The sequence below is a fragment of the Ochrobactrum sp. SSR genome (assembly GCF_030067775.1).
Taxonomy (GTDB): Bacteria; Pseudomonadota; Alphaproteobacteria; order Rhizobiales; family Rhizobiaceae; genus Brucella; species Brucella teleogrylli.
On sequence record NZ_CP125969.1, the window covers coordinates 1,157,816 to 1,182,555 of the forward strand.

Genomic DNA, 24,740 nt, shown 5'->3' on the forward strand with positions numbered 1-24,740 from the left:
CACGTTTCAGGCGATTAGTACGCCGGTGCGGCATAAAAGCGTCGGAAAAGGCGACCTGTCTGGAAAAATTTCGATTTTCCAGACAGATACCACTCAGGATATCAAGATGCCGGTTCTGATGCTGCGCCATGCGCTACCATCGGAATAGGCAAGCTGCGCGCCCGCCGACGCATCCGTAACGTAGATCAAGGCGCCCGCGCCGTGATTCGCGGCGATAGGCATTGTGAGTTTCGAATAGGATGCAGGCCGGATCGGCCCATCGACATCAAGACGCGTCACCGGTGTATTGCTTCCGATTGCGACATTGCCCGTCGCGCGATCCACACGCATTGCCTGACGCCACGTGCCCAGATCGTCACTCACCTTGATGCTGAAATCGCTGCTGCCGTTCAGGCCCATTTCGGCATAGCCGGTCCAGCTGGTCTGGAACAGAAGGCTCGCCGTGTCGGTCGCGGCCTGCTTGTTGACCTTGATCTGATGTCCCGCGCCTGCATTGTTGAACAGGCTTGCCGCTGCCGAAAGCGAGAAACGATTGACCGCATCCGCCGTCGCCTGAATGCCCAGCATGGATACGGACAGTTCGTCCGGCACGCCGCCGCCGGTGGGGTTCCAGTCCGTTCCATCGAAAACCAGAAGCTGCGCTTCCGCCTCGACATAGGCTTGCCAGCCGATCGCCGGTTGAATGAACAGCCAGCCATCATCGATGAACGAAGCGACCATGCCGTTCTTGCCGGACCAAGCACCTGTGGCGGGCAGTGCAACGATATAGCGCGCGCCAGCGGAAGGTGCTGCCGGTGGGGCGGTGAGGCTGCGCGATTTCACACTTAAATTCACCACCGCATCCAACAGCCGCAATGCTTCATTATGCGTGACATGCTTCTGCGCCTGACTGGGCAGAATATAGGGAAGTTTCAGATTAGGCGTTTCATCCATGTTCGGCTCCTCATGTTTGGTGATACGAGGAGCTTAGTCCGGGCGAACGACGCGGGGATAAGTGCGGATCAGCTGCCGCGATAGGTCGAATAGGACCAAGGGCTGACAAGCAGCGGCACGTGATAATGTCCGTCCACATCCGCCACGGCGAACCGGATCGGAATGAGATCGAGGAAAGGCGGATTGGCCTGATCGGCCCCGCGCCCTGCAAAATACTCGGCCACATGGAATTGCAGCTCGTAAACGCCAATCTGCATGTCGTCGCCGGTCAGCAGCGGTGCATCAGTGCGCCCGTCCAGATTGGTGACAACGCGCTTGATCAGTTCCGGTGTGCCCTTGCTGATGCGATAGAGCTCGATGCGCATTGCCGCAGCCGGGCTGCCATGCGCTGTGTCGAGAACGTGTGTGGAAAGTCTGCCCATGTTTCCCTCGAATAATATTCAGATTGGTTTGGCCGACTGGATGCAGAAAACGACATCCGGGAAGAAATATTCTTCCAGATTGTCCTCCTTGCCAGCGCGGTCGACAATGAGAAAATCCGATTTCTGCTCAAGCGCCAGAAGCGGATGATGCCAGACATTCTTGAGATAGTTGACGCCCTGATCGCCCTTGGCAAGGAAAACACGCGGCCGTGCGGGCTTGCCGTCGGCATCTTCAGCGACAACGACCAGAAACGGACGCCGCTCCAGCGGTATGAAGGCCTGCGAACCGAAGGGATGACGCTCCATCATGACGATATCGATGGGCGCTTCAAAAGACTGGCCGCGGAAAATATTGATGAGTACACGCGCTTGCGTGCCTTCTGCCTCGACGCGCGCCAGATCATGAAAACGCTCGGTCGAACCATTGTTGATGAGACGCCGCTCTGCCCCTTCAACCTCGATGACATCGCCGAACGGCGCGAATGCTTGCTTGGTCAGCGGCTCTACCGCGAGCGTCTCAACCTTCACCTTTGCCTCCCGAAAAACAGTACTGGAGTATGACAAAGCGTTGTCCCGCGCCGCTTGTCAATCGCGAAGCAGTTTCAATCAGATATGATAAAGGCCGGACATGATCCGGCCTCTCGCAACCACGGTGAAATAAGCCCTGCATATTTGCGCGGGAGCGCGTTTCACTTTTTCTTTGAAAAGCCGTAGAGCGCTGAAATGCCCAAGAGCGCCACCGCCTGCACCGCCATGATCATATAGATGAAATCAACCTTCACCCCAGCGGCAATCGCAACGAGCGCCGCGCCGATCAGGCCAAGGGAAAGGAAGGAGAATATTCGGGCGAGCTGTCTTGTTTGACGAGATTCGGCGGCGAGCGATGCGGTAGCGACGCGTGACTTTGCTCTGTGCGGCATATCCAACTCCTGACCGTGATGAATAGGATTTCCGAATTTCGAACGCACAACCCTCTGACGTCCATTCTTGACGTATCAGGCAGTTACCGTTTGAAATCCTACTATATAAGGCCTATGCCGTTTCGACAATAACACCGTAAATAAATTGGAAATGACTTCCATGGCGCTCGTTTTCGACAGCAGTTTCTCTCCTGAATATGGGAAGCCGGTTGAGCTAAGTAAAGGGATTGTCCGCGTGACGGTGAACAATCCGAGCGCCTTCACCTTTCATGGCACCAACAGCTATATCGTTGGCCGGGACACGCTGGCAATCATCGATCCGGGTCCCGTCGATGAGGCCCATTATCAGGCTCTGCTTGCCGCCATTGCAGGACGCCCCGTCAGCCATATTTTCGTCAGCCACACGCACCGTGATCACTCGCCGCTAGCCGAGCGCCTCAAAAACGAGCTGGGTGCAAAAACGGTTGCCGAAGGCCCGCACCGGCCCGCCCGCCCCTATCATGCGGGCGAAGTGAACGTGCTAGAAGCCAGTGCCGACACGGATTTTGCGCCCGATATCGTGCTTGCCGATGGCGGAACCGTTGAAGGCGATGGCTGGGCGCTTCAAGGCCTTCACACACCGGGCCATGCCGCAAACCACATGGCATTCGAGCTGAAAGGCACGGATATCCTGTTTTCGGCCGATCATGTGATGGCCTGGGCTACCTCCATCGTCGCCCCGCCGGATGGCTCAATGAGCGACTATATGGCCTCGCTCGAAAAGCTTCTGGCACGTGACGATCATGTCTATCTGCCCGGCCATGGCGGTGCGGTGACCAAGCCCGCCGCCTTTGTGCGCGGATTGCGGGCCCATCGCAAAATGCGCGAGCGCGCGGTTTTTCAGCGCATCATGCAAGGCGACCGCACCATCGGCGACATGGTGAAGGCGATCTATCGCGACACCGATCCGCGCCTCCATGGCGCAGCAGCTCTGTCGGTGCTGGCGCATCTGGAAGATCTGGTCGGGCGCGGGGAAATCGTGACCGAAGGCGACCCATCGCTCGACAACATCTACCAGCCTGCATAAACAACGCTATTCGACGTCCGCAGGTGCCTTGTTCACTTCGCCTTCCAGGCTTCCAAGAAATTCGGTGATGAAGGCCGCATTCTGCCCCAGATCGCGTTTTCCATAGCGCGAGAGCGAACGGATATCGACATAGGTGGTTTCACCTTCATCCAGCAGCCGGATAACGATATCGCTCTTGAGACCGAGAATGAAACTATGCGCCGTCGCGACAAAGCGGGTGGCGCTTTCCTCCGGCGACGGCGCATCGTTGACGATTACCTGCCAGCCGAAACTCTTCAACACGGTCTGCACACCCTGCGCCACGCGGTCGGGCGCTGCCTCATAGCGGCGGCCGAGTACATCGGGATAGGCGGTGAGCTGTGTCAGCGCATCGCCGCTGACCGCCGGTGTCAGCGGGTTCATCCATTGCAGGCGGGCGGGCATGTCGGTGGGAAATTGCGGCGGCGTCTCGAAATCGGTCGAAATATCGTAGAGCGCTGGCGAGCTGATCCAGAGAATGCCCAGAAAACCGAGCGGCGCCAGCACGATGCAGGCAAACACGCAGGCCGTGAAGGATCGCGCCCCGCCCTTGTCGCCATTGACCCAGAGATTGCGAAAACCCTTGGCTGCGCAGATCAGCGCCAGCAGGGCCAGAGCGCCGCTTAACCCGGCGGCAAGGACGAAATCAGGCGTTTCAAGCTTCCAGAAGCGGTGCAGCACGAAAGCCAGCGCCAGCAATACGGCGGCGAAGACCCCGAACCGCAAGGCCCAGACCGCAGAACGCGACTGTCGCCGCTGATAGCGAAGTTTTCTCATCCAGGTTCCCAGAAGCACATCCCGAAAAATACAAAGCACTTTCCGGCAGAATCCCAAAACGGCCACAACATTCAGCCACGCTTATGAATAGCAGAGAGATTTGAACCCGGCAAAACATCCAGCTGTACAGTTTTGCATAATCATCTTTACTGCCTGAAAAGCACACGTATTGCGCGATCATGGCACACTAAAAACGCATGAAGTGCAGGCTATTTTTGGCTCACTATTGCCGCCTAACAGAAAAAAGCGAGGTAAATCAATCAAAAGAGCATTGCAGCAACTACTAATGAAGGGCATGATCGATTATTAGGGGGCTTTTTTCGGATTCGTCGGAGAGGACGGAATGAACCACGCGCCTGAAAACAGTGCCAACGGGATTGGCACCACCACCCGGTCGGGCAGCGCCGAAGAAAGCGCCCAGACGGGTCTTGAAACAAGTACGATGACGCTCGAAGCCGTCGAGCTGGAATTTGCGCTCGGGGCCATTGACGTGCTGATCGAGGGGTTTGATGCAGCGCTTGCCAAGGCCGCAGAACGTGTGGGTGGCGAAGTTCTGTTCAACATGCCGGCGCTCGACACCAGCGAAGCCCAGCGCATCGGCGCGATCGCCATTGCCGGGCAGCCGCAGGATCAGGTGATTTTCGTCACGCTGCGCAATGACGGCACAACCCTGTCGGTCGAACCGCCGAAGGGCGAGAATGCGCTTTTCGAAAGCCTTGGCCGCAACTATGCCGCCGTCATGAAAAGCCTGTCGCCGAAGGAGCAGACCAACGGCGCTTGATCATTTCGGCGGGGTGGATTTTTTGACGCCTGGAACACCTGCCTGAAGATTGTGCGCAGGCACCGGGTTCAGCGTCATCGACGTTTCAACATCGCGCAGCAGCACGAATTTCATGCCCTTGGCCTTCAGCGCCATTATGCCTTTGGCAACGCCCTCGCCCGCCGAACGTGTCGGCTGATTGATATGCGAGATGATGACATCGCCATCGCGGGCCGCCGATATGCGCCGCGCCACAGTCGGCGCCAGCAACGATGCGCCCTGATCGCCATTCAGCGAATAACCGCCGATCTTGTAGCCAAGGCTTGTGGCGAGCGCCACGGCATCGGTCGAATAGCGGGCTGTCGCATCGCGATAATATCGCGGCTTTGGCGCACCAGCCCCGACAATCAACGTCGATCCGCCTTCGATTTCCGAGCGCACGGCATCCAGCGATCCGGCGGTCTTGATGCCATACATCGTCGGCACATTGGTAATGGCCGGAACATGCATAGCGCCGTGATCCTCAATCGCGAACAGGTCGGGATTGGCTTTCATCACCGCAAAGGCTTCCGCGTTTTGTTTCAACCAACGCCCGGTCACAAAGATCGTCGCGGGAATGCGCTCCTTGACCAGCGTATCGAGAATGCGATGGTCCGTCTTGCCCATGCAGGCATCAAGCGTCAGCGCCACTTGCGGCGTTGCACTGCCGCCGCGTGCGATGCGCAGCTGCGGCTCCACGATCCGAACCTTTTCCGGTTGGGCCGCATCCTGCGGTGAAACCTCGACAGCGCCTGCCGTGCTGCAAGCGAAAACAAGCGCGGCCCCCGCCGCAGAAATGAAACGACGCATGGCCCGTTCTTCTGAAAGTGTAAATTTCGAAGGATTTTAATACGTCGGGCAATATTGTCCAGTGTGCCGACCCAACTGAATGGGGCCGACATATTAACACTTTGTTATTATAGGGATTTTCCTTGCCAAAGCGAAAGCGCTCCTTCCTTTTCAGGAGCGCTTTCTTTTCGCTTTACGCCTTGCGCACGGCTGCCTGTGCGGCGGCGAGCCGGGCAATCGGCACGCGGAACGGCGAGCAGGACACATAATCAAGGCCGGTCTTTTCGCAGAAGGCAATCGACGACGGATCGCCACCATGCTCGCCGCAAATGCCAAGCTTGATCTTGTCGCGCGTCTTGCGTCCGCGTTCGGCAGCGATCTGCACCAGTTCGCCCACGCCATCCACATCGAGCGACACAAACGGGTCCTGCTCCACCACACCGCGCTGCTGGTAAGTGGTGAGGAAGCCTGCCGCATCATCGCGCGAAATGCCGAAGGTAGTCTGGGTCAGGTCGTTGGTGCCAAACGAGAAGAACTCCGCCGTCTCGGCAATTTCCGCTGCCCGCAAGGCGGCACGCGGCAGTTCGATCATCGTGCCGACCATATAGTCGATCTTGACGCCCGCTTCCTTCATGACGTCCTGCGCCACGGCATCAATGCGTCCCTTGACGAAATCCAGCTCTGCCTTGAGGCCGACCAGCGGCACCATGACTTCCGGCACCACCGGCTCGCCGGTCTTCTTGCCTGCTTCGACTGCGGCCTCGAAAATCGCTCGCGCCTGCATTTCCGCAATCTCCGGGTAGGAAATTGCCAGGCGGCAACCGCGATGGCCCAGCATGGGGTTAAACTCATGCAGGCTTTCGGCGCGCTCGCGCAGCTTCACTGCATCCACGCCCATGGAGCTGGCCACTTCGGCAACTTCCTCATCCGTATGCGGCAGGAATTCATGCAGCGGCGGATCGAGCAGGCGGATCGTGACCGGCAGGCCCTTCATGATTTCGAACAGCTCGGCAAAGTCCGAACGCTGCATTGGCAGAAGCTTGGTCAGCGCTGCGCGACGGCCTTCTTCACTATCCGAGAGGATCATTTCACGCATCGCAACGATACGGCTTCCGTCAAAGAACATGTGCTCGGTACGGCAAAGGCCAATGCCTTCCGCACCGAAAGACCGCGCCGTGCGGGCATCCTCCGGCGTTTCCGCATTGGCGCGCACTTTCATGCGGCGCTGGCGGTCGGCCCATTCCATCAGCTGGCCGAAGTCACCGGAAAGCTCCGGCTGGAGCATGGCGACAGCACCCTTCAGCACCTGCCCGCTCGAACCGTCAATGGTCACGACATCGCCCTTCTTGAAGGTCTGACCGGCAGCCAGCATGGTGCCATTGCGATAATCGACGCGCAGCGATCCTGCACCCGAAACGCAAGGCTTGCCCATGCCGCGCGCCACAACCGCCGCATGGCTGGTCATGCCGCCGCGCGTGGTCAGAATGCCTTCTGCCGCATGCATGCCGTGGATGTCTTCCGGGCTGGTCTCGATACGAACCAGAATGACCTTGCGGCCTTCCGATTTTGCCTGTTCGGCATCTTCCGACGAGAAGACAATTGCACCCGTCGCAGCGCCCGGCGAGGCAGGCAGACCCTGACCGACGATCTGACGCTCGGCGCGGGGATCAATGGTCGGGTGCAACAGCTGATCCAGCGCTGCGGGATCGATGCGCAGCACGGCTTCTTCTTCGGTGATCAGTCCTTCGCCCGCCATTTCGACCGCCATTTTCAGGGCAGCCTTAGCCGTGCGCTTGCCTGAACGAGTCTGGAGCATCCAGAGCTTGCCGCGCTCGATGGTGAATTCCAGATCCTGCATGTCGCGATAATGCTGTTCCAGCCGGTCGGCGACTTTGAGGAATTCCGCAAAGGCTTCCGGCATCACCTTTTCAAGCGATGGCTTATCGGAACCGGCAGCGATACGCGCTTCTTCGGTGATGTTCTGTGGCGTGCGAATGCCCGCCACCACGTCTTCGCCCTGCGCATTGACGAGGAATTCGCCGTAAAGCTTCTTCTCGCCGGTCGACGGGTTGCGGGTGAAGGCAACGCCCGTGGCCGAGGTCTCGCCCATATTGCCGAACACCATGGCCTGCACATTGACCGCCGTGCCCCAAGCCGCGGGAATATTGTGCAAACGGCGATAGGTGATGGCGCGCGCATTCATCCAGCTGGAGAAAACAGCACCGATGGCGCCCCAGAGCTGCTCATGCGGGTCCTGCGGGAAAGGCTGGCCCAGCTCTTCCTCAACCTTGGCCTTGTAGAGCGAGATGACGTCTTTCCAGTCTTCACCCGTCAGCGCCGTGTCGACATCGACGGCAAGATCGGCCTTCTTGTCTTCAAGAATTTCTTCGAAAAAGCCATGATCGACGCCCAGCACCACATCCGAATACATCTGAATGAAACGGCGGTAGCTGTCATAGGCGAAACGCTCGTCACCGGCTTCCCGGGCGATGGCCTGCACGGTTTCGTCGTTAAGGCCGAGATTGAGCACCGTGTCCATCATGCCGGGCATGGAAGCGCGTGCACCGGAACGAACCGACACCAGCAGGGGCTTGTCGGCATCGCCGAAATTGCGGCCCGTCACCCTGGCGATATGGGAAAGCGCTGCACGCACCTGCTCGTCCAGTTCGGACGGATAATTGCGGTCGTGGTCGTAATAATAGGTGCAGACCTCGGTGGTAATCGTAAAGCCGGGCGGTACGGGCACACCGAGGCTGCTCATCTCAGCCAGGTTCGCTCCCTTGCCGCCGAGGAGATTGCGATCACTCGCAGTGCCCTCTGCCTTGCCGTCGCCGAATGTGTACACCCACTTCGCCATTATGGCCTCCCTTCACGCAAGATCGGCTCTTGAAAGCCTTGCAACGATCGCAAGAACTTTTAGAACCCGCTTCTCCCGTTGCTTATGCGATCCACAGGGCCGCTGCCAACCAAAAAGCACGGGCCGCGACAATAGGATCGATTAGAGCGGGATCTGTGGGGGAGCGAGTTGGCTTTTTTGGCCAGACGATTCAAGATTAAGTTCAATTCCGAAGCGACCACCCACAATATCCCAGCTGACATCCGTGAACCGGGCACCGTGATGGCACTAACATCGTGCAGTCGCGTGGAGATTGGCTTTTTGGGGCGGCATGCGTGATCTCAGCAAAATTCCCTTAGTGCGATGGTTTCCAAAGGGGGCAAGCGCTTCGCTTTAGCGGCGCTACACATTACGGGTCGTAAATTTCAGCAACAAAAAACCGTCCGTCCAATTCTAGCTCTGGACCGTATTATTTATTGAGAATTCCAGCACCTGGTCGATATCATCGTGTTCGCCGCTCCGTCCGATTCTTTGACCATTAAATTAGTATTTGAACACCAATTTCGTGGAACCCGCAGCACGACGGTCTTGATCAAGTCAGAATGACCTCAATTAATTGTGCTAAATAGAGTACCGTGCCATCGTGAGCTTCCGGGCAAAATGAGCTCAAGCTGATTTCGGAAACCGACCCCGCTGGAGCACACAAACGAGTGGCCTCGTGCCAACCACCACTGGAGCTTCTGCATTGACGTCGATATCCTGAACATTGCATCTCCATGTATCGACAACTGCGCTAAACTTGGGATTGGAGGGGTAGTGAGGTGAAACCAAATGGCCATGGGGGCCAGTTTTGGAAAAAAAGCCCCGTAATGCTTAAAAGCCTCCCGCGGTTGTCCAATCTATAGATGCCGAGCGGAATTGCCATCTACATTCACGCATACAACTACAAAGTGATAAAAAACGATGAGCAGCTTCTTAAGTGATCGGTTACAAAGTCAAGCTCTGGCGGCATTCGCTATTCGTGAAATTCTCGAAAAGCCGCTTGTGGGTGAAACACCGCAGTCTCGTATCAAACAGATCGGACTAGTAAACATCCTCTACATGATGCATCAAGCCCACGAGCCATTGACCCTTGCAAAGGTCATGAATTTCACTGGAATGACGCGCGGCGGTGTCATCGAGACGATGGACGCTCTTGTGCAGCGCGGCATCCTTCAAGAAATTCTGGGCAAGAATTCCATGGGGAGAGGTACAGCTCGGCAGTTCGAGTTTGCGCCCGAGGTCTTTTCTCAAATTCGCTCGACCATCTAACTAGACGCCGTTGTCTAATCGCGCACCCACGGTCAAGCCTTTTTGACAACGGCATCTAGATAGCCTGATTTCGGGATGGTTTCATAATTGTATTGGGCAGATTATTACTGCACTAGCCGTAGCGTGTTTTTGCTACCGCAGCTTCCTCGCTGATGGCGAAAAAAACGCGCGCTGAGACGGCTTGACAGACTTGTTTTTGTTTAATCAAGTGGCGTGGCGTAATAGCAGCGGACGCGTGCACGAGGTGCAGACCAACGCTCGCGTTCGTCCTTTGGGGAGGGTGTCGTGCTAGTCGAACGATCTATTTCTCGTGTAGAGCAAGTTTTTCAGAACATTAATCAGTTTACGCAAACAGGACTTGAAATTGGGGCACTCGACAATCCAATTGCCCGCAGAGAAGTCGGGGCCGTATACTACGCGGACTACTGTTCAACAGATCAGTTAAGAGAAAACCATCGCAATACCCCGACGGTGAACATTGACAACATTGTTCAGGTGGATTTTGTGACGAACGGCGGAGCGATCAGCGATGTAGTTCCGGAAAATGTTCGGTTTGACTATGTACTAGCTTCGCATGTGATCGAACATGTGCCCGATATCATCTCTTGGCTTCAGGATGTGGGCAAAGTGTTGAAGCCGGGCGGCATTCTTTCCTTGATTGTCCCCAACAAGAAAAAGACATTCGATATCCGCAGGTCGATCTCGGAGCAGAAGGACTTTTTCGCTGCTTATGTGCTGAAGCAGACAAAGCCATCCCCGATCCAAGTTTTTGATAGCTACAGATGGCATGATCGGGACGGATGCATAGTCCACACTCTCGACTATACCTTGGCGAAGACAAGAGAAGCACTGTTGGAATACGTGGACTGTCATTGTTGGGTTTTCACGCCCGAAAGCTTTGCCAAAGAAATTCAAGCCTTGATTGACGAAAATCTAATTCCATTCCGACTCGATGTCGTTACAAAAACGCCGGAAGATGAAATCGATATGTTCGCCAGATTGACAAAGATGTAGACGAACGTCTTGATTATTGGGAAAGCAATCGAGCCGCCCGTGTCTCGCCAAATAGATCGATTACGATCTGGCGTATTGATAGCTATGTTCGGCATGAAAGTATTTGATTTCAACACCCTACCCTCCGTCACAATGCAAAGGATAGGGCCATCGTGGATAGTGGTGTGCGACCGTAAGGCACTAACTATTACCCCGGCAGGGGGCAAGCTTGGCGACCACCATTAATCAACAGAAACGGTTTTAGCGGCTGCTCCGCGCCTGGGCCCACATAACCGTACCACCCATCCAAGGAACTACCAAGAACCGATAAAGCTGGTCTCACCTTTTCAGTCACCCAGCCATTGAAGCCATATCCCACGACCGTACCGGTTCTGTCGAGGATGACAATACGCTTATTCTCAATTCCTGCATTGGGATAAGTCGCCCAGCCGTTCACACGAAGCGCACCTTGGACGTTTGCTACCGGCTCACTCGTATTCAACTCTCCAGAACATGCTCCATCGACAACTGGAAGCGGCAAAGGCTTTCCGATCCAGTCAGCCCATTTCTCCGAATACATGCCTAGCCTTTCCTTCTGAACTCCCTCCAGAAGAGAAGGAAATGCATTTTCCCATGGGTAAACTAACTTCATAACAAAGCTATCGTTAACGTCAGCAAGCAATGCAGCCGCTGGCATTCTGCGAAGGTTCGCCCATTCACGATCACGCTTAGCCATGTGCACTTGATGCGCCGCAGTGGCAAACATCAGAGTAATCATTGCAAGCACTACATACGGTTTCGCAGACCTTTCGCTGCTTACAATGATGTCAATGAACAACATCCCTACGACAACTGTAAACAAGACGCCGCCCATTCCGTATCGACCGTCTACGGCTGTTGCCAAGCCATAACTGAAGCGACCTGTCGATGTCGCCAATGCCGTAACTAAGACAAAACCGCCAATAGCAACTAACGTGAACTGAATGTGCCGTTTGGTAACGAACAACACGCGAAACGTTAGGATGGCAAATCCAAGGATCAGCGCCCCTCCGACATACAGCGCCAAAACAGGATCGATGCCTTCTCCTCCATATCGCAAGGGGTCCGGGGCTGTGCTGAAAACGTAAAAAAGCAATAGATATAAAGGACCGCCGACATAAGCGAGTGTATATTTCAATACCTCAATCACGTTACCGGACTGCAGACATGTATGTTGCGCTTTTAACCCCCAAAAGTGCAATAGTAAAAGTGCTCCACTGCCTATCACCGAAAACAGGAAAAGTCGCCATTTTCCAGTAAATAGTGTGACCCCAGCCACAGGAATTAGAGTCAATGCGCCATTTGCCATGGAAATTGACGACAAAAATGCAAATAAGAACGAGTATATTAATGAGTTTTTTTTTGTGATTATCATCGAACGCGAAAACGTAAGAAAGAATTGCTGACACATACACCAATGGCCAGCTCACCATGAAACCCCACTCTAATATGTTTCTCTGCTGCATACTCAAAAATAAACCGCACAGCAAAGCGCTGACGGCCACAGTTCCGAGAGTGCTTAGCTTAAGGAGATAACGCGCAACAATCCCCATCAGAACGCCATATCCGATCATGAGGATATGAGTTCCAAATAGTGGGATGATCTGCCTGCCGCCGTCAAAATATCTATCGAGGATAAAAAACAACCTCGGCAGGACTATCCGATGTTCATTATGATGGGAAAAAAAAATTGCCGACCAACTGGACTAACGTAATGTTATCCCACGTATCCCAAAACGGAACGGGCGAGTATGTAATATATATGTATAATATATTAACCGCCTCCATAAATAATGCATAAAATATACTTAAAAAAGCAAATACAAATAAGGCAATCATTATTTTCTTTTTATTGGCCACCGCCACAGAACCCGACATGATCAATCCCGTCATCAACGATTTTTAACGACATTGATCCTCATCGAGCTGAAAAACAAGCCGCCGTCTGTTTTACTGGGGTGGTTGATGTCGCGCGGTGATATTCGACAGGGCAACACCTGGCGTCTCGCATACCGCTTTTATCTCAAAACGTCCTTCGGCAGCGAGACTGAGTGCAGCATGCTTTTTTGGGACCGTTGCCGATTTCTAGGGCTTCCTTGAGAATTTCCCCCTCGATTGTCTCCTTGTCTGTAAGCGCGATTTTCGATGCGCCTAGACGGCCTCTTCAGGCGGAATCGCGCACGGGTTCTAGCGGTACGCAGCTTTATTGGGCATTTGCCTTGGAGAAGTTGAACGGCAGCAGGTCGCCAATGTCGGCCGTTTCTTCGCGCTGAGGTAGCTCAGTAAGCACGTGGCGTAGCCAGGTGAGCGGGTCGACACCACAGGCGCGCAAGTCAGCATCAGACTGTAGATCACAGCACTGGCCTTGGCCCCGTCAGCGGTATCGCTGAACAGCCACGATTTTCTTCCAGTGGCAAAAACTCTGATCTCGCGTTCCAGAATGTTGTTATCGATCGGCATCCTGCCGTCGCTGGTGTAACGCGTCAGGTAACTCCATTGGTTCAGGGTGTAGGACACCGCATCGCCGAGCTTGGTATCCGGCACGATCTTTGGCGCGATATTGTCGAGCCACGCCTTTAGGGCGTTCAGGATAGGCAGACTGTGCTGCTGGGGGAAACGGCGAATGCAATCGGCGTTTGTCTCCCTCGGATCTGGGGTCTTGTCTCTCGCCTGCCTTTCGATCCGGTAGAGCTGTTCGAAGAACCGGAGAGCTTGCTCCGGCGGGCCGCCACCATTCTTTCTCGCCTTGAGAGCATCAACGAAGCGCCGCCTGGAGTGAGCCATGCATCCGACATGGGTTGCGCCATTCAATGTGCGCCAGGCGGTGTAGCCATCAGTGACGAGTATCCCACGGTAGTCACCAAGGAAGGTCTGCGGGTAAATCTGACCGCGGCCGGGCTGGTAGTCGAGAAGCACGATCGGCTCGTCACTGTTCTCGCTGCTGCGGTACGCCCACATGTACGACGTGCTGGTGGCTTCCTTGTCCTTTTCCTTCAGCACCTGAACCGTCGTCTCATCGCCATGGATGAGAGACTGCGATTGCAGCCGCAGCTTCAAAGCATCGTAGATGCGATGTAAATGCTTCTCGCTCGAGCCGATGACCCAATGCGCAAGAGCGCCACGGCTAATCGGAACGCCGGCACGCTCGAATGTCTGAGCCACGCGGTAGAGCGGCGTGCCATCTACGTATTTGTGGACGAGAGCAAAGGCGAGCGTCGACGCGGTGGCGATGCTGCCCGGCAGGGGTTGCGTGGGCATGGGCGCGATTACGACGGGCGTGTTAATCCCTGTACGGTCACAGTGCCGGCAGGCGTATTTGAACCGTACGTTCTGCAGGACCTTTGCCTTGATCTCGATATGGAGCTGCTCGCTAACGGCTTCTCCCATGCGATGCATTTGGCTTTTGCAGCACGGGCAAGCCTTCTGATCGTCAGCAAGGTCGTATTCGACACGCTCGCGCGGCAGGTCTGCTGGTAGGGGCCTGCGCCCCCGTTTTTGCCCGTAGCGCCCCCGGCCGCAGGCAAGCCAGTATCCGGAAGCTCGACGTCATCGTCTTCCTCGCTACCACCTTCGACCGCAGCCTCTTCGGCCTCGTTGAAGAGACGATCAATGTGCTTTTCACTGCGGGGGGCAAAGCGGTGCAGCTTTGCCAGTGCCAGTTCTTCTTCAAGCTTGACGACCCGCTGCGAGAGCGCTTCCTTCTCGGCTTTGAGTGCGGCGATTTCGGCAGCATTGGCTGCCAATTGCGCCATCAGTTCTGCAATGCTCGGTTCGCCGGTGCGCGTCATCAGATTCTTGAATCTTCTGTGGTTGCCGCCCGTGATGCAAGAAGTCTTTGAACCGAAGGTCATGTGATCGAGTGCGGTCTTCTGTGAGGCCTGTAGATACGGCGTTTACAGAAGCCGCTGGCCGGTATGGTGATCTGCGGGTCGGGTCTAAATCTGAATCCCGAGCTCTTCTGCTCATGATTCAAGGCTGGTTTTCCCGATCCATATCTTTTCGATCATTTGCCCATTCGGGTCGTCGCCTTCTCACACCCCTTTTTCCGACATTAGGCTACCTACAACACCTTCATCATGTTGCTGGCGCCTGTGCCGGAACTCGATAATCCTCATGTTTTGTCAGCAATGCCCAGACCGTGCGCGCCATCTTGTTGGCCAGTGCGATCGCGACCAACATTCGGGGCTTTCGCGCGAGCATGCGCGCCAACCACGATCCTTCGGGTATGGATTTCCGCCCCAGCCAGTTCAGACGTGTCATTGCCCCAATAATCAGCAGCCTGCGGATATCAGACTGCCCTGACTTGGAAATGCGTCCCAGTCGTTGTTTGCCGCCCGACGAGAACTGACGTGGCACAAGGCCCAGCCATGCGGCGAAGTCACGGCCACGCCCGAAGTTCTCCATTTGCGGGGCAAAGGCTTCTATCGCCAAGGCTGTCAAAGGGCCAACGCCAGGAATGGTCTGCAAGCGCCGCGCCGTGTCAGCTTCAGCCGACAATGCCTTGATCTTTGCGGTCCGCTCGTCGATGCGGGCCGTCTTCTCAGCGATCTGTTTCAACAAGTCGCGGCATTCATCAAGCATCAACGCAGGCAAGTCGCTGTTTAGCCCGTCCAAAATCTCTTCAATACGCTTGAAGTGGTTACGACCTTGAGGAACAACATGGCCATATTCATAAAGGCATGCTCTCAGCGCGTTGACCAGTTCTGTGCGCTGATGGACGAGTCGTTCTCGAGCCCGAAACAGAATCGCTCGGCTCTGCTGATCCGCGGATTTTGGCTCCACGAAGCGCATTTCCGGTCGCTGGGCCGCAATTACAATAGCCTCCGCGTCCGTCGCATCGTTCTTCTGCCGCTTGACAAACGGCCGTACATATTGCGCCGCGATCAGCTTCACTTCGTGGCCAAGCCTAACCATCTCACGTGCCCAGTAATGCGCGCTGCCGCAGGCCTCCATCACCACCAACGCCGGTGGGTGTTCCGCCATGAACTTGGAAAAGTTCTGCCGTGACAGCTTCTTTCGAAACCTGACTTGCCCGCTCATCGAAGCACCGTGCAGTTGAAAGACATTCTTTGCTAAATCCACGCCAATCATCATATCGTTCATAACGGTTGCCGTCCTTTCCGCTAAGTGGTCACAACACCACATCTTGGCACATTGCGATGCCGTCTCGGGAGGGCGGCAACCACCCCATCTGAACCGCCGCCCCTGCGCGTCAATCGCAATTTGTCATCCTCAGCCAGCAATCTGATACTGCCGCACGGGATGGCGGACCATCGCATCTATATCGATGCCATCGAGGATCCAGTGGAGTTGCTCTGTCGTCAGCGTCACCACCGCAGTTTCCCGGCGGGGCCACCTGAACCGATCTTCTGGTAGCTTCTTCAGGACCATAACAAACCCGGACCGATCAAAGAACAAGAGCTTCACCCGGTCACGCCTGCGATTGCAGAAGGCAAACACCGATGGAGCAAACGGGTCCAGCTCCATCACCTCTTGTGCCCCGCGAACAGCTGGTTAGGCGCAATGCCATGACGACGCGCGACCAAACTGACCGTAAGCGCATTCTGCACTCCACCTTCCGGATATAGGGCTGATTATCTCATTGAAGTGTTGTGATGATCAGTTTGGATGTTCTCCAAGGAGTGTACATTGGAGGTTCTCCCGGTTGAAGGACAAAGCCGCCGGAACCGCAAGTGGCCAGATTATTTGAAAGCGCGGATCGTGGCCGAGACGCCGACGCCCGGCGTGACGGTAGGTGAAGTTGCACGCCGCCATGGTTTGCTTTCGAACCATGTGTCGTCATGGCGGACGCTTGCAAAACGGAGACGGCTGGTATTGCCTGCGCTGGACGATCCGGTGGAATTTGCAACGCTGATGGTTGGCCCAGTTGAGAAAGCGTCGAGCGTCGATGGCGCTGCTCACACGCGTCCGGAAATCGTGGTGGGTGCAGTGACCATTCGACTGGAAGCAGGCGCTTTGGCGAATCGGATCGCGTCGGTCGTGCACGCGTTGGCTACTTACCTATGATGTTTCCTTCCAACCGGGTGCGGATCATGGTTGCGACGAAGCCCATAGACTGCCGCAAGGGGCATCACGGGCTGGCTGCACTGGTGTCATCAGTTTTGCGCAAGGATCCGTTCACGGGTACCGTATTTGTGTTCCGTTCACGCCGGGCGGATCGATTGAAGTTACTATACTGGGACGGTACCGGGCTGGTGATGGCTTACAAGCGACTGGAGGATACCAGCTTCACCTAGCCTGCCGTCAGCGACGGGGTGATAGCACTGAACCATGCACAGTTTGAGCCGCTTTTTCTGGGCTCGACTGGCGCAAGGTCAAGGCGTTGGAAGCCCGGGCGCCAGCTGTGGCAGAATGAATCAAGTCTCTGGATCCGCGTGTTTTTGCTGGCGTCTGGTGATAACTTCGACTGATGCAGACTGCTCCCGCCCTTGATCTTTCCGCCATCCCTGCTGCGCAACGTGCGGCAGTTCTGGCATTGATGGAAGAGGTTCGGCGCTGAAAGACATCACCCGGCGACAAGAGCACCTGATTGCCGAACTGAACCACGCCTTGCATGGAAAACGGCCGGAAAAGCTGTCAGAAGACGAGCGACAGCTGGCGTTCGATGATCTGTCTATCGCGCTTGCGGAAGTGGAGGCAGAGAAGGAAACGCGTGCCGCCAAAGCAGGCGACGGAACAACCAGGCCTGCAGCCAGACGCATCATCGGCAATTTGCCTGCCACATTGCCGCGTATTGAAGAGATCATCGAACCGGACAGCCTGGTTTGCCCTTGCGGCTGTGGCGTGATGCATAAGATCGGTGAAGACCGAAGCGAGCGGCTGGACATCGTACCGGCGCAGTTGCGTATCATCGTTACAGTGCGTCCAAAATATGCCTGCCGAATTTGCACCGACGCGGTGACCCAGGCACCGGCTCACCTGATCACCGGTGGCCTGCCCACGGAAACAACACTGGCCCATGTTCTGGTCCGCAAGTATGCGGATCATTTGCCATTATATCGTCAAAGCCAGATTCTGGCACGAGCAGGCCTTGATCTGCACCGAGCCGTTCTGACCGATTGGGTCGGCAAGGCAGCGTTCCACCTGAAGCCGGTGGTCGAAAGGCCGGCCGACCATCTGAAGCGGTCTGGAAAGCTGTTTATGGATGAAACCACCGCGCCGGTGCTGGATCCGGGACGCGGAACGACAAAACCCGGATATCTGGGCACGGGCTCGCGATGACCTACCACGGTGCGGAGAGGACCCGCCCAGCGTCGTCTACTTTTATGCCCCAGGTCGCGCGGGCGAGAATGCCTAAACCTTCCTGAGTGGTTTCGATGGCATTCTACAGATCGACGGCTATCAGGGTTACAATCGGCAGACTAGCTCCTCTCGCGAGGGTGGCAGTCCCGTTCAATTGGCCAATTGCTGGGCACATGCAAGGCGCAAGCTGAAGGAGGTCTTCGACCGGGACGGCTCCGAGATCGCCGCCGAAGGCTTACACCGCATTGCCGAATTCTATGCAATCGAGGCCGATATGCGCGGCATCCCTGTGGGACAGCGTCTGTCGGCCCGCCAGACCCGTACTGCGCCCCTGGTGGTGGCCTTCGGTGAATGGCTTCAGGCACAACGTTGCAAGGTATCCGCCAAATCACGTCTGGGAAAAAGCTCTCCTATATCCATAACCAATGGGTCGGCCTGCAAACCTTCCTGACAGATGGTCGCGTGGAGATCGACTCCAACAGGGTTGAAAATTTCATCCGACCCATCGCTCTCAATCGCAAGAACGCGCTCTTTACAGGTCACGACGAAGGCGGTATCGCTTGGGGTCGCATCGCTTCGCTGAACGAGACCTCTAAAATCAACGGCGTCGAACCGTTTGTCTATCTTAAGGATACGCTGACCACCATCGCAAGTGGACATCCCCTAAGTCGCCTCGATGACCTGCTTCCGCGGAACTTCAAGACGTCAAGCTAAGACAGATGTGCTTTGCAGCGAAAGCTTACGACTGACCGTCGCGTCCGCCTCGTAGACAATTGCAAGCCTCTCCGCCGTACTCCAGCGTCGAAGCCACGCAGGGCCCGAAAGGATGTCCAACTTAATTTTGTTACCCTTTAAATTGTAAACAGTATTCCTATCGCTTAACTAAGCGGAGGAAATATTAAAGACAATTATGTTCAAATCCATTAGGACTATGCATAATTTTCTAGACGAAATACGTTAATGCATTCTGTAAATTTATTTCCGAAATATTCTAAAATAACTGTTAAGACAATATCATATTAGCTTATATTAGCTATTCTTTTGGCTTATGTATAGATATACTCGAATAGTTTATTTGAAGGAACATTTAATTGAATTATTTTATTCGAATAAGCAAGGTTAAAAAATAGTTAAGAAAGATTTTGTCATATCAATAAATTCTGCAAATTCATTACGCGTGAAATCAGCGCTACATTCTAACGTCAGGTGCCCCGTTTCCGGCGTGCTGATTTCCTCAAGAGCATTGCGATCTATTTTCATCTGTAACTCCTGGCAGAGCTACAGAGTTTCCTGAAAGGGAGCTCCACTTACCGGCTGCCAATCGATCTCGGTTAAGGTGGCTATGGTTAAGTACATGTAACCGGAAAGGACCGTCAAAATACCATAGAAATCGACAATGTTTCGCGCCGAAACCCATACTACAATGCCATTATCTGCGGTTTTGATTGCGGCTTTTCCATTGGATAGAGAATAGAAAGTCGCACACTCTCCGTGGAATACGGAGCTGCACAAGGGCTTGACCTTTTCTTCTATTTTTCTGGATACCCTCGTTGGATCCATTGAACGGATAAAGACTTCCGCATTCGTTTCCTGCATGGAACATCCCTTTCCAATAAGAATATCTGGATTACTCGTAAAGCTGACTATATTCCTAATTCATCTGCCTTTTTCTTCGCATTTTTCCCAAATGCCTCGACCGCGTCGATGAGGTTGAGATCAAATTGCGTCTGAAAATATGCGTGCAACGACACGAAACTCTTAAAACCCTCTTCATCTTCGAGCGGGACTAAAATCCCCGTTGCCAATCGGAATTGCTTTAGAAACTGAAGAAACCCCTGACCACGAGGGTCTCGATACCGATCGAACGTGCTGTCCCAGATGAATGCGCGGCTGCCCCCAATGATGTGAGGTAGAAGGACATCATTCTCAATCCAGTTCTGGCGCTTATATTCCCTCATGACATCCAGCGGGATGGTGGAGTAAGTAGGGTTAAGCAATAACGCCTCTTTGGTCGACTTGTGACATGAAAGCATGACTGCATCGAACCCGAGAACGTTACAGCCTCGATCCAACGCAGCAAAAAGTTCCACTGGGGTATGAGCCTCCTTAATCCACTCGTCGACTTTTTGAAGGATTTTTGCCAATTGGGGGCGACTGACACCCCGGCTTGGTACTCGTGAGCCCGTTCTTGCGTTCAAATCATCATTGCTATCGATCGTAGATGCTTGCTTACCTTCAATGGTCAGCCAATGTAGCCTGTCGAATAGCGGAAGCTCAGACTGGCGAATGGCTTTGACAACCGTGTGTGTCTTGTTCGAGGCCTCTAGCTTGATACGCGAATTTTTTTAAGTGCGTTTTTACTGTTGTTTCCGCAATGCCGAGTATAACAGAAATTTCCCATTGTGTTTTTCCTTCTGCCGTCCAGTAAAGTACATTTTTCTCCTGCTCAGTCAGTACTCTTCGAGTGTAGAGTCTATATCTTCCATCACTTTGCAACCGTTTCGCCTCTAATTGGACGGCCGATACAGAAATTGAACTGACTGGATATGTTCAGCCTCTCACTTTCTTAATTGACCACAGCGCCGAAGCATATTTTTCACTTCTATTCGGTCGAATATCGGCCTTTCTACTATTAGAAGTACCTTTTGAAACATCGCAATTGCAAGTCTGTAAAGAGCGTTTGATTATTATAATAGGTGGCCACACAACGCGTAATCTGGATTGCTATTGATTATGAGATTAACCGCTATCTTTGCGCGAAATTTGCGACTCTGTCGCCAGCAATCCGGCCTTACACAGGAACGCCTGGCCGAGTTCGCCGGACTTGACCGAAATTTCATTGGCAAGCTTGAGCGTGAGGAATGCTCGCCCACTCTCGATACGATCGAAGCTCTATCCCTAGCCATGCAAATCAGCGCCGAACGCCTCATTGATCGCAACATACAGACCAGAGAAAAAAATGGTACGACGCTGTAAATTTTCTATTATTTATCAATCTTTTGATTGCGACGCAGAAGATCATCGAGGTCGACACCAAGCGCCTCGGAAAGCTGTACGAGCGTCAAAATAGTCGGGTTACGCTTACCCGCCTCCAACCCACTTATATAAGCGCGCGTCGAGGTCAAGCGGAACGCCAGTTCTTCTTGCGTCAAACGGCGTTCACGCCGGATTCTCAGAACGTTGAGTCCAATGACCGAGCGTATATCCATGCCGCGACGGTCGCAGGGGCGTACATTATATGACGACACACTATAGTGAACATTCTGCTTGACACCGAGACGATCCGAGGACTTTAATGTTCATTAAATGGAACACTGTTCTTATAATAGGAACACTTGATGAGTAACAATCTCTCACTAGAAAAAGGTTTGCTAATCCTGGGCCTGCTCAAGAACACTCCTGAACCGCTGGGCGTCCGAGAAATTGCTCGACGGCTAGAATTGACCCCATCTGTCGCCCAAAGGCTTCTGAACACATTGGCCGCGCAAGGATATGTGGAACAGGAAAATGGTCGCCGCTATCAGATCGGGTATGCAGTGCTTGGGCTCGCGCAACATGTTTTCCAACGAGACAGGCTGATGGCGCTCGCGGAAAGGGAGCTCAAGGAGTTAGCGGCCGGGGGCTGTTTCAACGGCTTCCTCGGTGTCAGGCGAGGATTGGTCGGCATCTATGTACTTGCCGTACAGTCCGACAGCCCGGTCGTTATTAGAGCTCATCCCGGTGAAGCGATGATGTTGCATTCCACTGCACTTGGCAAAGCATTGCTGTTCGGCATGAGCGACACGATGATTTCGGAGTTACTTGGCCGCGAACCGCTCAAACAACTCACCGAACGAACAGTCGTGGACGTGGATAAATTGGTCGAGCAACTGCGTCTGGGCCGCTCGCTCGGCTATGCCACGGCCATCTCGGAAAACCTGGAGGGCGTCATCTCGGTTGGCGCTCCGATTTATGATGCTGCCGGCTTTGTAACAGCTGCTCTCAGCATCGCATTTCCACGCGCGGTCTATCCAAAAGTTAAAATCGGCGATGTCGCACGAAGCGTCACTGCAGCTGCGCACCGCGTATCGAAGGGATTGGGCTTCGAGGGAAAGTATATTTCAGAGGAGGAAGAGATACCTAATGTTGTTACATGAAGAGCGTCTCCACGCCATGATGGCGAAGCATGCCCTGGCCGCTATTGTGGCCACCTCACCAGAAAACGTTCTATATTCCAGCGGATTTTGGTGTCTGCCACAGTGGATCAGGCGCGGCCCACAGGCCTTTGCGCTTCTCACATCGGAATCCGCTACCCCGTCTTCGATTGTCATAACAGGAACATCTACACTTGATCTTCTTGCTGATCAGCATGTGCAAACAAAAGTTCGCCGGTTTGGGTCTTTCACCGTCGATATAGCTCCATCGGCGAAACTCGACACTGTAAGTTTGAGAGAGGAAAAGCTCTTCAAACAGCCCGATGAGGGCAATGCGCTCGATGCTCTTGTGGCGGAAATCCGTTCACTGAAATTGACTAAGGCGCGCATCGGTATCGATGAAGTCGGACTGCTGCCCGGTGACATGGAAAAACTTCAAAGCAAGTTACCCGGCGTCATCTGGGTTACTGCCGCAGCGCTGTTTAGATGGATACGCGCCGTCAAGACCGCAGAAGAAATCGAGCGGCTCGCGACCGTTGGCGCAATTACCGAAAGGTCCATTGCAGCTGCGCTCGGTGTCGCAGGCGTTGGCGTGACAGAACGGGATTTCGCCAGAGCATTTCATTGCCAGACGATTGTGGAAGATGGTTTTCCTGTTTTGGGGTGTATCGGCTTTGGAGAGCGTAGCGCGCTCATGAACGTCCAGCCTTCGGATCGCCGTCTTAAAGACGGTGACATAATCCGCTTCGATGTCGGGGGCCATTTTAAGCATTATCGCGCAGACATTGCACGAAATGTTAGCTTCGGCGAACCATCACAGGACATTCAAACAAAATACAATGCTTTGAATTGTGGCGTTCAGCGCGGCATAGAGCAAATTCGTCCGGGCATTGTAGCGTCGAAAATTTTTGACATTGTTGTCGATACGGTCCGCAAGGAGGGCATTCCTCACTACCAACGCAGTCACGTTGGGCACGGAATCGGCCTGGATGGATATGATCTTCCGCTTCTTTCTGCCGGTAGCGCCGATATTCTCGAAGAGGGAATGGTTCTCTGTATCGAGACGCCCTATTACGAATTGGGACATGTTGGCCTTCAAGTCGAGGACATGCTCGTCGTCCGTTCAACCGGCGCGGAAATGCTGACCAACAACGGCGACAACCTCTTGGTGCTGTGATGACGCACCAGATAGTAGCATATTCCTGTTATCGATGCGGCAGCGAATTTCCAATCGATCTACCAATCGATTCCCGCGGTTGCCCGTCATGTCTGCACACCGCTTCTTCAAATTTGAGAGTTCTTTATCGCGCACCATTTCCGGCAACATTTATAGACAATGGGAGGTCCGATCTACCGTCGCTTTGGCGTTATTCTGAAAGGCTCCCTTTCGATGAAAGTAGAGCAGTCTCGCTTGGCGAAGGTTTAACGCCACTCCTTCGCTCCGAACGAATTGGGGCCGTAATCGGCGCGCCCAATTTCTTCATCAAGAATGAGGGCTACAATCCGACCTGGTCACACAAGGATCGGTTTTCAACGGTTGCTGTTACCGCCGCAGTAGAGGCAGGTGCATCCGTCGTCGCAACGAGTTCAAGCGGAAACGCCGGCGCATCGCTGGCGGCCTATGCTGCGCGTGCGGGCCTGGAATGCGTCGTTGCCACCATTGCCGGTTCTGCGGGCCCCATGCTCTCTCAAATCCAAAAGTATGGCGCAAAAATCGTACCCTTTGAAAACAAGCAGGACCGCTGGCCGTTTCTCGCCGAAGGCGTCAGACGCTACGGCTGGTTTGCGACATCGCCCTATAGGCATCCAGTAGTCGGCAGCCATCCGATCGGCATCGAGGGTTACAAAACCCTCGCCTACGAAATTATCGAACAGTTCCATGGGAACGTGCCGGATTGGTGTGCTTTTCCAGTCTGCTACGGAGACGCAATTACGGGTGCCTGGCTCGGCTTTCGTGAGTTGATGACATGCGGAATGATCTCCAGGGTGCCAAGGCTTCTTGCAGCGGAAGCGCATGGCTCTCTCGCTAAAGCGCTTGAAACGGAAGCAGATCAAATTCCAGACATGCCCACTTCTTTCAACGCACTCGCCATTTCGGTCGGAGCAGCACGGAGCACCTATCAAGCTCTCAATGCACTACGCGCTTCAAACGGCATCGCCGTTCCAGTCAGCAATGACGGCCTGATTGCGTTTCAAGAGCGAATAGCCGCCACTGAGGGCACATTCCTTGAGCTTTCCTCCGTGATGCCTGTGGCCGCTGTTGCGACAGCACGACGTCAAAACATAATCCGAGAAGACGAAAGTGTCGTCGCAATTGTCACCGCCTCTGGCCTCAAAGACATCGACAAATCTGTTTCAAGCAAGGTTCACCCACGCTTCACCAACATCGATGATGCCTTCAGGCATTTCGCCAACTAGCAAGGAAATACTCATACGCAAGT

General features: G+C 54.3%; 25 protein-coding genes and 3 pseudogenes. 11 read left to right on the top strand and 17 right to left on the bottom strand.

Features of this window, described 5'->3' with window-relative positions; genetic code table 11:
- Positions 1-93: 93 nt before the first annotated feature.
- The 4 genes from QLQ11_RS05550 to QLQ11_RS05565 all read right to left on the bottom strand — a co-directional run bounded on the left by QLQ11_RS05550 (position 94) and on the right by QLQ11_RS05565 (position 2,323).
- A complete protein-coding gene (locus QLQ11_RS05550; RefSeq protein WP_371835936.1) occupies positions 94-933 on the bottom strand; it encodes a DUF2793 domain-containing protein in 840 nt (279 codons plus the stop codon).
- 68 nt (positions 934-1,001) lie between these two features.
- Positions 1,002-1,355, bottom strand: coding sequence for a hydroxyisourate hydrolase (gene uraH, locus QLQ11_RS05555; protein WP_283736071.1), 354 nt, complete (start codon positions 1,353-1,355; stop codon positions 1,002-1,004).
- Positions 1,356-1,373: 18 nt separating this feature from the next.
- Complete coding sequence (locus tag QLQ11_RS05560) at positions 1,374-1,883, bottom strand: ureidoglycolate lyase (protein ID WP_283736070.1); 510 nt, start codon at positions 1,881-1,883, stop codon at positions 1,374-1,376.
- 161 nt (positions 1,884-2,044) lie between these two features.
- Positions 2,045-2,323 (bottom strand): hypothetical protein, encoded by a 279-nt coding sequence (locus QLQ11_RS05565; protein WP_283736069.1) that lies wholly within the window; start codon positions 2,321-2,323, stop codon positions 2,045-2,047.
- 112 nt (positions 2,324-2,435) lie between these two features.
- Here QLQ11_RS05565 and QLQ11_RS05570 point away from each other — a divergent pair, with 112 nt between their 5' ends.
- Positions 2,436-3,341: an MBL fold metallo-hydrolase gene (locus QLQ11_RS05570; RefSeq protein ID WP_283736068.1), complete on the top strand. Its 906-nt coding sequence runs from the start codon at positions 2,436-2,438 to the stop codon at positions 3,339-3,341.
- 6 nt (positions 3,342-3,347) lie between these two features.
- On the opposite strand, the gene QLQ11_RS05575 is transcribed toward QLQ11_RS05570, so the two are convergent.
- A complete protein-coding gene (locus QLQ11_RS05575; protein ID WP_283736067.1) occupies positions 3,348-4,136 on the bottom strand; it encodes a DUF1499 domain-containing protein in 789 nt (262 codons plus the stop codon).
- A gap of 442 nt (positions 4,137-4,578) precedes the next feature.
- Between QLQ11_RS05575 and QLQ11_RS05580 the strand changes: the two genes are divergently transcribed.
- Positions 4,579-4,917: a hypothetical protein gene (locus QLQ11_RS05580; RefSeq protein ID WP_036592710.1), complete on the top strand. Its 339-nt coding sequence runs from the start codon at positions 4,579-4,581 to the stop codon at positions 4,915-4,917.
- On the opposite strand, the gene QLQ11_RS05585 is transcribed toward QLQ11_RS05580, so the two are convergent.
- Together QLQ11_RS05585 and ppdK are read right to left on the bottom strand one after the other, a co-directional pair.
- Positions 4,918-5,745 carry a polysaccharide deacetylase family protein gene (locus tag QLQ11_RS05585; RefSeq protein WP_283736066.1) on the bottom strand — a complete coding sequence of 276 codons (828 nt, stop codon included), beginning with the start codon at positions 5,743-5,745 and terminating at the stop codon, positions 4,918-4,920. It abuts the gene before it with no gap.
- Positions 5,746-5,917: 172 nt separating this feature from the next.
- Positions 5,918-8,581: a pyruvate, phosphate dikinase gene (gene ppdK, locus QLQ11_RS05590; RefSeq protein ID WP_283736065.1), complete on the bottom strand. Its 2,664-nt coding sequence runs from the start codon at positions 8,579-8,581 to the stop codon at positions 5,918-5,920.
- 942 nt (positions 8,582-9,523) lie between these two features.
- Between ppdK and QLQ11_RS05595 the strand changes: the two genes are divergently transcribed.
- A complete protein-coding gene (locus QLQ11_RS05595) occupies positions 9,524-9,871 on the top strand; it encodes a transcriptional regulator (protein ID WP_283736064.1) in 348 nt (115 codons plus the stop codon).
- Positions 9,872-10,156: 285 nt separating this feature from the next.
- Positions 10,157-10,885, top strand: coding sequence for a bifunctional 2-polyprenyl-6-hydroxyphenol methylase/3-demethylubiquinol 3-O-methyltransferase UbiG (locus QLQ11_RS05600; protein WP_283736063.1), 729 nt, complete (start codon positions 10,157-10,159; stop codon positions 10,883-10,885).
- Between the two features lie 187 nt (positions 10,886-11,072).
- Here the strand turns inward: QLQ11_RS05600 and QLQ11_RS05605 are convergent, their stop codons facing one another.
- From QLQ11_RS05605 to tnpB (QLQ11_RS05625), 5 genes and pseudogenes are all read right to left on the bottom strand, one after another.
- Entirely contained in the window at positions 11,073-12,278 is a 1,206-nt protein-coding gene (locus QLQ11_RS05605) for a hypothetical protein (protein ID WP_371835937.1), read from the bottom strand.
- 593 nt (positions 12,279-12,871) lie between these two features.
- A pseudogene (locus QLQ11_RS05610) lies at positions 12,872-13,037 on the bottom strand (IS3 family transposase); the annotation flags it as partial.
- 69 nt (positions 13,038-13,106) lie between these two features.
- Positions 13,107-14,691 (bottom strand): annotated as a pseudogene (locus QLQ11_RS05615) (IS66 family transposase).
- Between the two features lie 286 nt (positions 14,692-14,977).
- Positions 14,978-16,006 (bottom strand): IS110 family transposase, encoded by a 1,029-nt coding sequence (locus QLQ11_RS05620; RefSeq protein ID WP_283736061.1) that lies wholly within the window; start codon positions 16,004-16,006, stop codon positions 14,978-14,980.
- A gap of 129 nt (positions 16,007-16,135) precedes the next feature.
- A complete protein-coding gene (gene tnpB / locus QLQ11_RS05625; protein ID WP_235858900.1) occupies positions 16,136-16,390 on the bottom strand; it encodes an IS66 family insertion sequence element accessory protein TnpB in 255 nt (84 codons plus the stop codon).
- A 162-nt stretch (positions 16,391-16,552) separates the two neighbouring features.
- Between tnpB (QLQ11_RS05625) and QLQ11_RS05630 the strand changes: the two genes are divergently transcribed.
- The 3 genes and pseudogenes from QLQ11_RS05630 to QLQ11_RS05640 all read left to right on the top strand — a co-directional run bounded on the left by QLQ11_RS05630 (position 16,553) and on the right by QLQ11_RS05640 (position 18,880).
- Complete coding sequence (locus QLQ11_RS05630) at positions 16,553-16,930, top strand: transposase (protein WP_283736060.1); 378 nt, start codon at positions 16,553-16,555, stop codon at positions 16,928-16,930.
- 26 nt (positions 16,931-16,956) lie between these two features.
- The gene (gene tnpB / locus QLQ11_RS05635) at positions 16,957-17,160 is read left to right on the top strand and encodes an IS66 family insertion sequence element accessory protein TnpB (RefSeq protein WP_283736059.1); all 204 of its coding nucleotides are present in this window, start codon (positions 16,957-16,959) and stop codon (positions 17,158-17,160) included.
- 173 nt (positions 17,161-17,333) lie between these two features.
- Positions 17,334-18,880, top strand: a pseudogene (locus tag QLQ11_RS05640) (IS66 family transposase).
- A gap of 405 nt (positions 18,881-19,285) precedes the next feature.
- Here QLQ11_RS05640 and QLQ11_RS05645 read toward each other — a convergent pair.
- The 4 genes from QLQ11_RS05645 to QLQ11_RS05660 form a co-directional block, all read right to left on the bottom strand.
- Positions 19,286-19,426 carry a hypothetical protein gene (locus tag QLQ11_RS05645; protein WP_283736058.1) on the bottom strand — a complete coding sequence of 47 codons (141 nt, stop codon included), beginning with the start codon at positions 19,424-19,426 and terminating at the stop codon, positions 19,286-19,288.
- Between the two features lie 18 nt (positions 19,427-19,444).
- Positions 19,445-19,762: a hypothetical protein gene (locus tag QLQ11_RS05650; protein ID WP_283736057.1), complete on the bottom strand. Its 318-nt coding sequence runs from the start codon at positions 19,760-19,762 to the stop codon at positions 19,445-19,447.
- Between the two features lie 47 nt (positions 19,763-19,809).
- On the bottom strand, positions 19,810-20,256 hold the full coding sequence (locus QLQ11_RS05655; protein ID WP_283736056.1) for an autoinducer binding domain-containing protein: 447 nt from the start codon (positions 20,254-20,256) through the stop codon (positions 19,810-19,812).
- A gap of 184 nt (positions 20,257-20,440) precedes the next feature.
- A complete protein-coding gene (locus tag QLQ11_RS05660) occupies positions 20,441-20,662 on the bottom strand; it encodes a helix-turn-helix transcriptional regulator (RefSeq protein WP_283736055.1) in 222 nt (73 codons plus the stop codon).
- A 237-nt stretch (positions 20,663-20,899) separates the two neighbouring features.
- On the opposite strand from QLQ11_RS05660, the gene QLQ11_RS05665 reads away from it, so the two are divergent.
- Positions 20,900-21,142, top strand: a complete 243-nt coding sequence (locus QLQ11_RS05665; RefSeq protein ID WP_283736054.1) for a helix-turn-helix domain-containing protein — start codon at positions 20,900-20,902, stop codon at positions 21,140-21,142.
- 8 nt (positions 21,143-21,150) lie between these two features.
- On the opposite strand, the gene QLQ11_RS05670 is transcribed toward QLQ11_RS05665, so the two are convergent.
- Positions 21,151-21,375, bottom strand: a complete 225-nt coding sequence (locus tag QLQ11_RS05670; RefSeq protein ID WP_109368533.1) for a helix-turn-helix domain-containing protein — start codon at positions 21,373-21,375, stop codon at positions 21,151-21,153.
- Positions 21,376-21,504: 129 nt separating this feature from the next.
- On the opposite strand from QLQ11_RS05670, the gene QLQ11_RS05675 reads away from it, so the two are divergent.
- From QLQ11_RS05675 to QLQ11_RS05685, 3 genes are read left to right on the top strand one after another with little or no spacing between them, the layout of a single operon-like run.
- Positions 21,505-22,302, top strand: a complete 798-nt coding sequence (locus QLQ11_RS05675; RefSeq protein WP_371835938.1) for an IclR family transcriptional regulator — start codon at positions 21,505-21,507, stop codon at positions 22,300-22,302.
- Complete coding sequence (locus tag QLQ11_RS05680) at positions 22,289-23,476, top strand: Xaa-Pro peptidase family protein (RefSeq protein WP_283736052.1); 1,188 nt, start codon at positions 22,289-22,291, stop codon at positions 23,474-23,476. Before QLQ11_RS05675 ends, QLQ11_RS05680 begins: the two co-directional genes overlap by 14 nt.
- Positions 23,476-24,717, top strand: a complete 1,242-nt coding sequence (locus QLQ11_RS05685; RefSeq protein ID WP_283736051.1) for a threonine synthase — start codon at positions 23,476-23,478, stop codon at positions 24,715-24,717. Before QLQ11_RS05680 ends, QLQ11_RS05685 begins: the two co-directional genes overlap by 1 nt.
- The last annotated feature ends 23 nt before the right edge of the window (positions 24,718-24,740 follow it).